This window comes from Microcoleus vaginatus PCC 9802, assembly GCA_022701275.1.
GTDB classification, from domain to species: Bacteria; Cyanobacteriota; Cyanobacteriia; order Cyanobacteriales; family Microcoleaceae; genus Microcoleus; species Microcoleus vaginatus_A.
The window spans coordinates 1,430,251-1,444,469 of sequence record CP031740.1 but is presented as its reverse complement, the minus strand read 5'-3'; the positions used below and the strand labels follow the sequence as shown (position 1 = coordinate 1,444,469).

Below are 14,219 nucleotides of genomic sequence, written 5' to 3'. Positions count from 1 at the left end.
CTTCTCTTTAGGCTCTTATATGTTAAACTTCCAAAGTGATTAATTGAGCAATTTCTTCACTCTGAAAACCTAAAGCCATCGCTCTTTGCACTTCGGGGATTATTTGCACATCATAGAGTTCTGTAACTACTCCTTCAAATCGCACCCAGTGAACTATTGTTCCAGTGTTAATATCTATTACCATGATACCACAGCGCGGTTCGGCATCTTTTTTTATTAACAATTCATCTAATTCTAAGCCGCTAAATGTCTTGTCACCGCCTCTGGGCTTGGAAAGTCCAACTATTGCCCTGTTTTGCCAAAAGGCTAAGCCTCGCAAATAGCCGGGACAAAATGCGATCGCATGAAAGTTCCCTGTATCTAAATCCACATATCCTAATTCTCCCCTACCAGAATTCAGCACCCACAATTTGTCTTGATACCATCGAGGTGAGTGCGGCATTGATAATCCTGTAACGATGATATTATCTGATTCTATATCTATTACTATGCCACCGTTTTGTCGGCGATCGCGCCACCCATCCACAACATCCGACTGACTCGACGCCGTGACATATTTCGCCTCCCCCGCTACCATTGCTAAACCGTTGAGGTGACAGCGATCTTCGTTGATATATTGTGAGATAAAGGGTGGTTTCCATAAAGGTTTGCAACTGTGGCGATCGCTCAATGTGGCTATACAATTGAGTAATGTGCTGATAAAAATTACTTGTCCACTGCTATCTACAGCTACATCATGGATGTCGATATCGCCTGTGGTGTAGGCGATGCGGGGTATGTATAAGCGATCGTAACCTTGATGTTGCCCTCCCGCAGTTAGCACATTGTCTAATTGCCAGAGTTGATATTTAGAACTTAAGTAAATGCGATCGCGTGTGCAGTAAAGCCCCATTGCCCGGTCGAATATGCGCCAAAATGCTGAAATTTTTTTAGTTTCTGGCGCAGCACCGATTAATATTAACCGGCTGGTTTGATAGGTAGTGCAAGCAAGGCTGATTTGTTGTTGAGTTAGCCAAGTTGGAAACTCGCGATCGCCAAAAATATCATGTTCGTGGATAGTGTTCAAAACTGATGGGTCATGGGTTGTATCAGAAATCATATATTTTATATATTAAGTTGTGATCGGGATCGGATAGGAATAATATTCCCAATGGTATAGTTATTACAAATTTAACTAAACTAATGTTTAATGCCACATATAATTACCAGAGCGATCGCCTTCATTTCTTCCGATATCCCAGACAGCCAAACCCTGATCGACGGCATCCTCAAAGGCATCGACACCGCCATCCTGGACCCCAACCGCGACGCTGTGGCACAAATTACCCCAGTCCTCAAAGGTAAGCAATACTCAGCCATCCACATTATTTCACACGGTGCACCCGGCCATCTCCAGTTAGGGAATACAGCATTAAATATTGAAACTCTCCCCCAATATACTCAGCAGCTACAACAGTGGCGATCAAGCCTCACAGAAAACGCAGAAATCATTATTTACGGGTGTAACGTCGCCGCGACAAATACACAAGAGGTAAATGTGGCGAAGGGCCAGACCCCTGAGAGTTGCCACACCCCCGGTGGACTTCGAGACGAACACAAACAAGCCAACCAATTCCTCACTCGCCTCCACCAACTCACGGGAGCAAAAATCGCCGCCAACGCCCACCCGACAGGCAACTGGGCCAACGGAGGCAACTGGGAAATCTCTCAACTCATCCCCCCATCCCCCACACCACCCAAACTCCCCTTCACGGAAAGTGCCCTCAAAACCTACAGTGGTATCCTGGGTTTCGCCCCCAAAGTTGACTTCACCACTGGGTTTGAACCCAGATCAGTCAGCATCGGCGACTTCAACGGCGACGGCCTCCCTGACTTAGCTGTGGCGAACAGGGGCAGCAACAGCAACAGCACCTCCATCCTGCTGAACACCACCCCCACAGGGGCCACCACCCCCACCTTCGCCACCAACGTTAACTTCACTACTGGGGCTAGGCCCTATTCAGTCAGCATCGGCGACTTCAACGGCGACGGCCTCCCTGACTTAGCTGTGGCGAACGCGGACAGCAACAGCACCTCCATCCTGCTGAACACCACCACCACAGGTGCCACCACCCCCACCTTCGCCCCCAAAGTTGACTTCACTACTGGGGATACACCCGCATCAGTCAGCATCGGCGACTTCAACGGCGACCGCCTCCCTGACTTAGCTGTGGCGAACGCGGGCAGCGACAGCACCTCCATCCTGCTGAACACCACCCCCACAGGGGCCACTACCCCCACCTTCGCCCCCAAAGTTGACTTCACTACTGGGGATCAACCCATTTCAGTCAGCATCGGCGACTTCAACGGCGACCGCCTCCCTGACTTAGCTGTGGCGAACGCGGACAGCGACAGCACCTCCATCCTGCTGAACACCACCCCCACCTTCGCCACCACCCCCACCTTCGCCACCAACGTTGACTTCACTACTGGGGATCAACCCAGATCAGTCAGCATCGGCGACATCAACGGTGACGGCCTCCCTGACTTAGCTGTGGCGAACTTTTCGAGCACCACCATCTCCATCCTGCTGAACACCACCACAGGAGCCACTACCCCCACCTTCGCCACCAACGTTGACTTCACCATTGGGGCTGGCCCCATTTCAGTCAGCATCGGCGACTTCAACGGTGACGGCCTCCCTGACTTAGCAACGGCGAACCCTTTTAGCGACAGCACCTCCATCCTGCTGAACACCACCACCACAGGAGCCACCACCCCCACCTTCGCCACCAAAGTTGACTTAACTACTGGGGATCTACCCGGATCAGTCAGCATCGGCGACTTCAACGGCGACGGCAAACCAGACTTAGCTGTGGCGAACGTTTTGAGCAACAGCAACAGCACCTCCATCTTCCTGAACAACACCCCCAAAGTCAGCATCGCCGCAGGTACTACTCCCAGCGAAACCGGCCCCACCACTGGCACATTTAATATCACCCTTGATACTGCCGCGCCCGCTGGTGGCATAGTCGTCAACTTCAACACCACCGACAGTACCGCCGCTACTCCTGGTCACTACTCCTTAACGGCGGGTACGAATATCACGGCTGTTACTGCTAATACTTTCACCATTGCCGCTGGTGCAACTACCGCTGTCCTCAATGCCGTCCCCATTGATGATGCTATTATCAACCCAGGGGAAACAGTCAAAGTCAACGTCACTGCTGATACCAACAATTTTAACTACTTTCTCGATCCAGTTGCCGCCAATACTACTGCTACACTAACAATTACCGACAACGACTTCCCCACAGTCAACCTCTCAGTTTCCCCAGTCACAAGTACAGAAACCGGAAGTCCAGTTATTACTGTCACCGCCACAGCATCTCAAGCAGTTGTCGGAGATCAAACTGTAAATGTGGCTCTGTCTGGAACTGCCACTGCTGCCGACTTCACTGGTACAATTCCCACTCTTATTACCATTCCTGCTGGTCAAACTACAGGTTCCTTTACCGTTAATGTTAATGATGATACCTTGGTAGAAGGGAGTGAAACAGGTACTTTCACAATCTCGACTCCTTCTAGCGGTATCACACTGGGAAATACGACAACAGGTAACGTTGCAATTACCGACAACGACTTCCCCACAGTCAACCTCTCAGTTTCCCCAGTCACAAGTACAGAAACCGGAAGTCCAGTTATCACCGTCACCGCCACAGCATCCAGCGCAGTTGTCGGAGATCAAACTGTAAATGTGGCTCTGTCTGGAACTGCCACTGCTGCTGACTTTAACGGCACAATTCCCACTAACATTACCATTCTTAACGGTCAAACCACAGGTGCCTTTACGGTTAATGTTAATGATGATGCACTAATCGAAGGAAGTGAAACAGGGACTTTCACTATTTCTACTCCTTCTAGTGGTGTTACACTGGGAACTACTTTATCGGGTGACGTTGCGATTACCGATAACGATTTCCCCACAGTTAACCTCTCCGTTTCTCCTGCTACGGGCACCGAAGCCGAAACCACCAGCATCACCGTCACAGCTACCGCCGCCGGCCCAGTATCAGGAAACCAAACCGTTGACCTCGGCTTAACCGGAACTGCCACCGCCGCCGACTTCACCGGCGCAATTCCCACCCAAATTCCCATCGCCAATGGGGCCAGTAGCGGTTCTGTCACCTTCACTATCAACGACGACCAAATCGACGAAATTGACGAAACCGCCAACCTCACAATTAGCAACCCCTCCGCAGGCATTCAATTAGGAACCACCACCACAGGTAGTTTCACCATCACCGACAACGACACCGCAGGCTTTGACATCCTCCCCATCAGCGGCAATATCAGCGAATTCGGCGGCCAAGCCACCTTTGACATCCGCTTAACCAGCCAACCCACTGCCAATGTCATCATTGGTTTAACTAGCAGCAACACGGCAGAAGGTACGGTTTTACCCCCTAACCTCACATTTAATTCCACCAATTGGAACACTTACCAAACCGCCACCATCACCGGTGTAGACGATGCCGTGGCTGACGGTAATATTAACTACCAAATTATCACGGCAGCCGACACCACCACCGCCGACACCAACTATAACAATCTCAATCCGGCCGATGTCAGTGTCACCAACACAGATAACGACACTCCCGGCGTTACCGTCACTCAATCTGGTGGCAGCACGGAAGTAACAGAGGGGGGAATTACAGATACTTATACCCTCCAATTGAACACCCTCCCCACCAGTAATGTTAACGTTACCGTGACGGCAGATACTCAAGCACAAGTTAGCTTAGATGGAACGAATTTGGCCGCCACGCAAACCTTAACCTTCACCAGTGTTAACGGTCAAACTCCCCAAACTGTCACAGTCCGCGCCGTTGATGACACGCTGCCGGAAAGCACCCATACCAGTGCATTAACCCACGCAATTACCAACAGTACCGATCCCAATCATCCCACAACACTGGCAATCGGCCCTGTGAATGCACAGATTACCGATAACGATATTACTTACAGCGTTGTCGGTAGTACCACTAATCTCAATGAGCAAAATAGTGGCACTCAATTAGTAAGTTTCACCATTACCCGCACCGGAGAAATCAACCAAAGTAGTAGCATCGATTTTGGTTTTGGAGGAACCGCAACTAATAACGTCGATTACAATAACGCCAATGTTACGGGAACAGGAGTTACTGTTAGTGGCAGTACGATTAGTTTTGCGGCTAATGCTACGACAGCCACAATTGCAGTGGATATTGTCGGCGACCAAATTGTAGAACCAGACGAAACCCTAGCACTTACTTTAAGCAACGCCACAGCGCCAGGGACTGCTAATGTTATCGGTTCTCCTGTCACCACCACGATTCAAAACGATGATACTGCGGGAATTTCCATCAATCCGACGGCAGGATTAACAACTACGGAAGCAGGGGGAACAGCTAATTTTACAGTAGTTTTAAATAGCCAACCCATAGCAGATGTCACTCTGGGATTAACTAGCAGTAACATCGCTGAAGGTACTGTAGATAAATCCAGTTTAACTTTCACGAAGGCTAACTGGAATACTCCCCAAACAGTCACCGTTACGGGAGTAGATGACTTAGTAGCAGACGGGAATATTGCCTACAACATCGTCACGGCTGCCGCTACCAGTACCGACACTAATTACAGCGGAGTTAATCCAGCAGATGTCGCGGTGACTAACACCGATAACGACTCCCCAGGATTCACCATCTCCACAATTAGTGGAAACACCACAGAAGTCGGTGGTACAGCAACTTTTACCATCCAACTCAACACACAACCTACGGCAGATGTGACTGTAGCTTTAACCAGCGATAACCCCACCGAAGGCACAGTTTCCCCAACTTCAGTAACCTTCACCTCAGCTAATTGGAATGTCGCCCAAACAGTCACCGCCACGGGAGTTGATGACAATCTAGTAGATGGGAATAAAGCCTATAACATTGTCACCGCCGCTGCTACCAGTACCGACACTAATTACAACGGAGTTAATCCAGCAGATGTCGCGGTGACTAACACAGATAACGACATCGCAGGCTTTAAAGTTTCAGCAATTAGTGGAAACACCACAGAAGCCGGAGGAACAGCAACTTTTACCATCCAACTCAACACACAACCTACGGCAGATGTGACTGTAGCTTTAACCAGCGATAACACCGCCGAAGGTACAGTTTCCCCAACTTCAGTAACCTTCACCTCAGCTAATTGGAATGTCGCCCAAACAGTCACCGCCACGGGAGTTGATGACAATCTAGTAGATGGGAATAAAGCCTATAACATTGTCACCGCCGCTGCTACCAGTACCGACACTAATTACAACGGAGTTAATCCAGCAAATGTCGCGGTGACTAACACCGATAACGACGTAACTCCCTTACCAGAAATTCAAGTATTAGACGGTACAACGGATATTGCTGATGGTACGATAGGTGCGATCAACTTTACTCCCTTACCAGAAATTCCAGTATTAGACGGTACAACGGATATTGCTGATGGTACGATAGGTGCGATCGACTTTGGTAGTGTCACAGTCGGTGCGACTCTCAACAAAACCTTTACCGTGAAAAATCTCGGTACAGCAGCTTTAAACCTCAGCAACCTGACTTTACCAACGGGATTTAGCTTAGTTGGAAATTTCCCTGCAACTGTCGCCGCCTCCGGTAGTGCAAATGTGCAAGTTCAAGTAGATACAGCCACAGCAGGAAATAAAACAGGTACGCTGCAATTTGTCAATAATGACAGCGATGAAAATCCCTTTGATTTCGCGATTTCAGCCACAGTCACAGCCACGCCCTTACCAGAAATCCAAGTCTTAGACGGAACTACGGATATTGTTGATGGTAGTACAAGTGCGATCGACTTTGGTAGCGTGATAGTTGGCACGACTCTCAACAAAACCTTTACCGTCAAAAATCTCGGTACAGCAGTTTTAAACCTCAGCAACCTTACCTTACCAACCGGATTTAGCAGTGTCGGAACCTTACCTGCAACTGTTGCCGCCGGCGCGAGTGCTAATTTCCAAATTCAAGTAGATACGACAGCAGCAGGAAATAAAACAGGTACGCTGCAACTTGTCAATGATGATAGTGACGAAAATCCTTTTGATTTCCCCATAGCGGCCTCCGTCACAGCCACACCAACTCCAACGCCGACACCTGCACCCGTAACCACGCCAACTCCTGCACCTGTAACCACGCCAACACCTGCACCCGTATTCACGCCGACTCCAGCACCCGTACCCACGCCGACTCCAGCACCCGTACCCACGCCGACTCCAGCACCCGTACCGACTCCAACACCAGTACCCACGCCGACTCCAGCACCCGTACCCACGCCTACGCCTGTTAACATTCCGGATACAGAGTGCATTTGCGATCAAATTGAGTATCCCAATCTCAACAAACCCAACGAACAAATTGATACTATTATCAATAGTCGTCCCGGTCTTCTAATTGGTACTCCCAGAAACGACGCATATTTTGGCAGCAACAGTCCCAATATCTTTGATGCTTTAACTGGCAACGACAACCTATTTGGTGGCGAATTTAAGGATATTTTCAACGGCAATGAAGACAATGACTTCATTGACGGCAACAAAGGAGACGACCTCTTATTTGGTGGCAAAGGAAACGACATCCTTCTTGGTGGTTTTGGTGAAGATATTATCTTTGGGAATGAGGGCAACGATGCAATTAACGGCAAAGAAGATAATGACTTAATCTTTGGCAATCGAGGTAATGATTTTATCGACGGTGGCAAAGGAAACGATATCCTATTGGGCGGAAAAGCTCAGGATTTAATTCTAGGCAGCGAAGGCAATGATACTCTCTTCGGACAACTCGGAGACGATACTTTGTGCGGCGGTGCAGGAGATGACTTCCTCAGCGGCAACGAGAATAAGGACTTAATCGACGGCTGCGAAGGAAACGATACAATTTACGGCGGTGAAGATAATGACACCTTACTCGGCTGCGTTGGCGATGATTTCTTGTCGGGAGATTTAGGGGATGACAGCCTGATCGGAGGTTTGGGCAACGATACTTTTGTCTTAGGTGTCGATCGCGGATTCGATATTATCTCTGATTTTGTCAAAGGTCAGGATTTCATAGGATTGTCGGGGGGGCTGAGTTTTAACCAGTTAGAAATAAGTCAGAACAATAATAGCGCGCTGATTAAATTAAAGGGAAGTGGAGAAGTAATTGCTTCGTTAACGGGAGTCACCGCCAGCCTAATTGCTGTCAACGATTTCCGAACATTTTGATATCATGTCCGCTAAAATAACCGTTATAAGTTTGTAGTAACCACGTGCTTCCTCATAAAAGTATGAGGACTTCAGCCCTCACTACAAACCACTTTTATCAGGCAGGTTCTAGCGGACATCATATCAGGTTAAATAAACGCAGATGAATAGGATTTCATCTGGGTTTATCTTCCTTCCCCGGCGGGGAAAAAATAGAATTGGCAAAACTAACCGGATTCTGTATAAACTCTTTATCTTAATTCGGCCTTCTGACTTCCGGTGACTAATTGCCCGATCGCCTTAACCGCAATACTGGGATGAAAAAGTACAGCCGGCGACTCAATCATGTGCAGAACTTCCAAAAAAGCTTGACAAACTTTAGCATCATCTACAAGCGCTTTTAGCACCAACTCCATGTACTCAATAATCAGCCGCGTTCCCAAATTTGGTTTAGCACCTGTACTTCCTCGATAGCGGGAATCCTGACTGATGGCAAACGTCCAAGGAATAGTGTGTAATTTTGCTAGTTTTTGTTGAAATTGTCGCGCCAAGCCTGTTAACTCGCCTTCTGGATACCGCTTTCTTTGCTTTTGCAAACATTTATCTAGCATCTGAGCATCCAGCGCAGCAACCGTCATTCCCTGGCCATAAACTGGGTTGAAAGCGCAAACTGCATGACCGATAATTATTAAGTTTTCAGGGTAGCGGGCGAGGCTTTCGTAGTGGCGCCAACGGTTTTCTGTACCTCGATAGCTATAAACTGGAGTGATGGCTTCTGCCTCTTTAATCGCATCATAAATTGTCGGGGTTGGCAGACTGCGGGCAAATTCTAGAAAACCTGCTTCGTCTGCAGGGGGATAATCGCGATCGCCCCCGGCGAAACCCACCAGCCAGCGATGGCCTTCGATCGGAAAAATTGCACCGCCACGGGTGCGAAATGGCGGTGCGGTTGACACAAATACTGGCGCAGTGTCTGACAATTTACCGCTGCCTTCATAGATGCGGCTGGCATAGCCGACAAAAGCATTGATAGCGGTTTCTTGCGGAGGTTCATAGCCCAAACTTTTCAACCATTGAGGTGTTTTGGAAACTTTGCCACTAGCATCGACTACTAAATCTGCATACAAATTCTCTGCATGGATGTTAGCCGGGTTGTGGCGATCGCGAAAACGCACCGACACGCCAGCAACCTCCGCACGCGAGGCATTCGTCAGCAACCCCGTTACTGTGCCTCCTTCGAGGAAATGCACGTTCGTATTTTCAGCCAACCGACGGCGAATTTGCAAATCCAGTAAATCCCGACTGAACATAATTAAATCATTTAGATCCGGGCTAAATTGCGGGGCCCAACCCGCCGGACTAAACCACCCGATCGACTTCGGATTTAACCTAGGAGCACCAGCAGCTACCAGTTCGTTTTCCAAGCCGGGAAACAACTCTTCTAGGATGATTTTCCCCCGATTTAAAAGGATGTGAAGGTGACGGGATTGAGGAATCCCGGGGCGAGGTGCCGGTTGTTCAGAAAAAAAATCTCGTTCAACAATACTTACTCGGTCGAAGTGTTTTGCTAATACTTTACAGGCCAACAGTCCTGCTAAACTGCCGCCAATAATAATTGCATGACTTTCTCGCTGCACTATCGAATTCCTTGAAAGCTAATTTGCTATGGCATTGGTTGATGAATTCTGAACAATTTGTCTGGGCTTCTGTGCCGACTCTTAATATCGATCAACCAAAGATTTTCCTCTGCGATTATTTTAATCCGACTTACCATTACTACCATCTATCTCGGATGCGCCGCAGCGCACCTTACTCATACCTGAGAACTAACAACTTCACAACTGCCAATTTACATAGCACAAATATTCCTAAAGTGACAGCCGGCCGCAGACATATTTCTACACTTCCAACTGTAGGGGGATGCTTTAGCTCGTCAATAAGGCGATGCTTGCCAGTGGGGGCATGAGTCTAAAACTATACATTGGTTAACTTGCGCCAATGAGCGCGCGCACCCACTGCTTAACGAGGAATATACTATGTATCAAAATTTGCCAATAAATCCACAACTGTATAACATCGGGTTCTGGCTGGCCCAAGTGCCAGTAGAGCAGACTACTACAAACACAGCAGAAGACGCAGCACTCCTCTATTCCGGGCCGCAATTTTTTATCGCCTTGATAGCTGGAGTGGTACTCGCCTGCGCTTTCCAACTATTGCTAACAAATTTATCAGTAGCCGCGGGCCTTTCGTACATGGGACAATCCCACGACGACGACGGTCACCACTCGGATAGTGGCAGCTCCCCAGTCCGCCACATCGGCCGAAAGGTAGGTACTTGGACGCTAATCACCGTCACCATCGCTTTATTTTTCGCTTGCTTGCTAGCAGTTAAGCTCAGCTTGATTAGCAGTCCCGGTTTAGGTGCGATCGTCGGTTTAGTCGTGTGGGCAACCTATTTCTCAATGCTTGTTTGGGTGAGTTCCACCACCGTCGGTTCCTTGATCGGTTCCGTCGTCAACACCGCCACATCAGGCTTTCAAGCCATTGTCGGCACCGCAGCCTCGGCCATCGGCGCAAAAGCAGCCAGCAACCAAGTCGTCGCCACGGCCAAAGCAGCAGCAGCAGCAGTGGGTCATGAACTGGGTAGCGCGATCGACCCCACAAGCTTGCGCGAAAACGTCGAAGACTACATCCAAAGCCTCAAACCGCCGGAATTAGACATCAAAGGGATGCGTAGCGAGTTTGAAAAATTGCTTAATGATCCGCAACTAAAAACCATTGCCAGCGAAAATTTGCCGAATCTCGATCGGCAAACTCTCGTAGATTTAGTAAGTTCGCGATCTGACTTATCAAAACGCGACGTAAACCGGATTGTAGACCAACTTCAAGATGCTTGGAAACAAGTAGGAAAACAAGGGCAGCAATCAGACGGCATTGCCCAATTAGTAGACTATCTCAAATCTGCAAAATCGGGAGATTTGGTCTCAGATACATTAGCAAGTAGGGTAGAAAAAGCCCTCAGCAATCTGGGCGGTGGTCAAAATTCTGGACAAAGCCCGACCATGATGAACCAAGCAACGACAATGGCAGTCAATGCTTTAATGGGAATAGTATTGGGTCGCACGGATATGTCCGACTTCGATGTTGAAAAAGTAGTCGGTCAGCTTAAAGAAGCTAAAGACAAAGTTACCCAGCAAACTGATAAAATTACCGCTCAAGTCAAAGGCGAACCCGTAACTTACAGCCCAATTCGTGCCGACGTAGAAAACTACCTACTCAACACTTATTCGTGGCAGATGAACCCCCAAGCCATCGAGCGCGAATTTCGGGACGTTCTCTACGATCCTACGGCCGATCCAGGAACTGTGCGCCGCGAATTAGAAAAACTAAAACAGTCTAATTTTGCCGAAATCCTGGCTAGTAGAGGTGTTTTTACCCAAGACAAAATTAAACAAATTTCCCAGGAATTAGAAGCAATTAGACAGCGCGTTTTACAAACCGTGATCTTTGCCGAGGAGCAAGAAAAATCTCGCGATTTGCAGTGGCGGGTAGAAACTTATTTGAAGCTGACGCCGAAAGAAGAACTGACAGCAGCAGGTATCGGGAGCGCTTTCAAAAAAATCTTAGAGGATTCCGACGCTAGTTACGAACAGTTGCGCGATCGGCTTTCTCCTTACACGCGCGACAGTTTCGTGCAAATTCTCCGAGGTCGCGAAAACTTCGGATTCCAGGAAGTAGAACAGATTGTTCAAGAGTTGGAAAGGACGCGAGATGTAGTTTTAGCAGATGCTAAAGGTCTGCAAGAAGCAGCGCAAGCCCGACTAGACAACCAGTGGCAAAGAGTGCAAGAATACTTGAAGTCTACGGGCAAAGAAGAACTCAATCCCGAAGGCATCAAGCGCGATTTGAAAACGCTGCTGGACAACCCGGAAGCGGGAATGTGGGCGCTGAGAGCTAGAGCTTCTAAGTTCGATCGCCAAACTTTGGTAAAATTGCTATCTCAGCGGAAAGACCTCAGCGAAGACCAAGTAAATCAGCTTCTCGACAGCACTGAAGAAAATTGGCACAGCGCGGTGCATACGCCGCAAAAGTTGGCGGAAAAAGCTAAGGATCAGTACGACAATACAACAACCGCCCTTGCAGATTACCTCCGCAATACAGGCAAATCAGAACTCAATCCAGAAGGGATTAAGCGGGATTTGACAAAACTGCTGGAAAATCCCAAAGAAGGAGCTTTAGCACTGCGGGGCCGCCTGTCTCAAGTCGATCGCGATACTTTGGTGAAACTGCTTTCTCAGAGACAAGATTTGAGCGAGGAACAAGTCAATCAAATTATCGACCAAGTGCAGGAAACCCTGGGCTCGATTGTGAAAGCGCCGCGCCGTTTGGCAAAGCGGATGCAAAGCCAAGTGCAGGATTTTCAGAGTGTTTTACAAGATTATTTGCGTAATACAGGCAAGGATGAATTAAATCCCGACGCCATCAAGCGCGACTTGCAACTGCTGCTGCATGACCCGAAAGTCGGCGCTTACAGTTTGGGCGAGCGCTTGTCACACATCGATCGAGCTACAGTTGTTTCTCTGCTGTCTCAGCGGCCGGATATTTCTGAAGCAGAAGCAAATCGCATTGTCGATGGAATTTTGTCGGTGCGTGACGAGTTCGCAATGCAAATTCAGAAAATACAGGAGGGTATTCAGTCGGTAATTGACGGGATTCTCGGAAAAATTCGGGATTACCTCAATTCGCTCGATCGCCCTGAACTCAACTACGAAGGCATTACGCGGGACGTGCGGAAGTTATTTGACGATCCGCAAGCCGGATTTGACGCTTTGCGCGATCGGCTGGGTCATTTCAACCGCGATACTTTAGTAGCATTAATGAGTTCCCGCGAGGACATTTCCGAAGCAGATGCCAACCGCTTGATCGACCAAATTGAAAGAAGCCGCAACAGCGTCTTGCAAAGAGCAGAACGCTTGCAGCAAGAGGCGCAGCTTCGCCTCGAAAGCATCAAACTGCAAGCCGAAAAACAAGCCGAAGAAACCCGGAAAGCAGCAGAAGTTGCCTCTTGGTGGCTGTTTTTCACGGCTCTTTCCTCGGCCGCCGCAGCTGCCGGCGCCGGTGCTTTAGCCGTCATCCGGTAAAAAAGACTCAAGTTGCGATCGGATTGCAGATAGTGCCTGATATCAGTAGAAACTGATATCAGGCACTAATGTTAGTAAAGGATTTGATCGGCAAGTGAGAACGGGTTTGTATTAATTTGTTGGTACTGTTGAATAATGTTATGGGTAAACCCGTTCCTACCCGTTTGTTGAGGAGTGCAAACTGTGACTTTATAAATCTTAATTAGCAGTTTTGATTAATTCAAAATAGAAAAGTAAAAAACTAATTTTTTTGATTGTTGTATATTTTATTTGCGGATGTAATAAATGAAAAGTCGCCGGATATTCATTGCCTCTGCTATGACAATTTTTGAACGCGGTTCAAGCTTCTAGGCTGGATAGGCTTTTGAGCTTATTCCCCTACTCCTGCAAGGATTGCTATAGAACGACAAAAATTAAAACAGCTATGGGAATGAGAACCTTTTGGCAGGCCCAACTCGGCGCGCCAGTCCGCTCTCTCCTGAATATTTTTAGGTACAATAATAGTGAGGGTTCTCAACCCAGCACGCATGTTCTACCAACCGCCCGCCGGGAGCATCTGATATTTGTAAAAATATTTGTAAAAACACTTCTTCTGGCTGCTTGCTTCTTCCTCTTTCCTTCTGCCTCCTGCCTCCTGCCTCAAAACTCCAATTTCTTCTAGCTTGGCTGTGAAAAAGTGAGATGCTCCCCCGCCCGCCTCCCTGGCTGCGTCAGTATCAAACGCGAACTGTTTTGAGTTTGATCGCCCGTTTCCTTTGAAGATGCCGATCGTCAAGTTATAACTTGTAGGTCATAGGTTGTGCATAATAGGGAACTAAAGCTGT

The 14,219-nt window shown here is 48.3% G+C and carries 5 protein-coding genes; 2 read left to right on the top strand and 3 right to left on the bottom strand.

What is annotated here, in order from left to right; genetic code table 11:
* Positions 1–22 precede the first annotated feature (22 nt).
* Positions 23–1,099 carry a TIGR03032 family protein gene (locus D0A34_05940; protein ID UNU18476.1) on the bottom strand — a complete coding sequence of 359 codons (1,077 nt, stop codon included), beginning with the start codon at positions 1,097–1,099 and terminating at the stop codon, positions 23–25.
* 90 nt (positions 1,100–1,189) lie between these two features.
* On the opposite strand from D0A34_05940, the gene D0A34_05935 reads away from it, so the two are divergent.
* Positions 1,190–8,275 (top strand): DUF4347 domain-containing protein, encoded by a 7,086-nt coding sequence (locus D0A34_05935; protein UNU18475.1) that lies wholly within the window; start codon positions 1,190–1,192, stop codon positions 8,273–8,275.
* Between the two features lie 230 nt (positions 8,276–8,505).
* Here D0A34_05935 and D0A34_05930 read toward each other — a convergent pair whose 3' ends face one another.
* Positions 8,506–9,891 (bottom strand): 2-polyprenyl-6-methoxyphenol hydroxylase-like oxidoreductase, encoded by a 1,386-nt coding sequence (locus tag D0A34_05930; GenBank protein ID UNU18474.1) that lies wholly within the window; start codon positions 9,889–9,891, stop codon positions 8,506–8,508.
* A 399-nt stretch (positions 9,892–10,290) separates the two neighbouring features.
* On the opposite strand from D0A34_05930, the gene D0A34_05925 reads away from it, so the two are divergent.
* Positions 10,291–13,395, top strand: a complete 3,105-nt coding sequence (locus D0A34_05925; protein UNU18473.1) for an MFS transporter — start codon at positions 10,291–10,293, stop codon at positions 13,393–13,395.
* Between the two features lie 532 nt (positions 13,396–13,927).
* Here D0A34_05925 and D0A34_05920 read toward each other — a convergent pair.
* Positions 13,928–14,170 carry a hypothetical protein gene (locus tag D0A34_05920; GenBank protein UNU18472.1) on the bottom strand — a complete coding sequence of 81 codons (243 nt, stop codon included), beginning with the start codon at positions 14,168–14,170 and terminating at the stop codon, positions 13,928–13,930.
* Between the last annotated feature and the right edge of the window lie 49 nt (positions 14,171–14,219).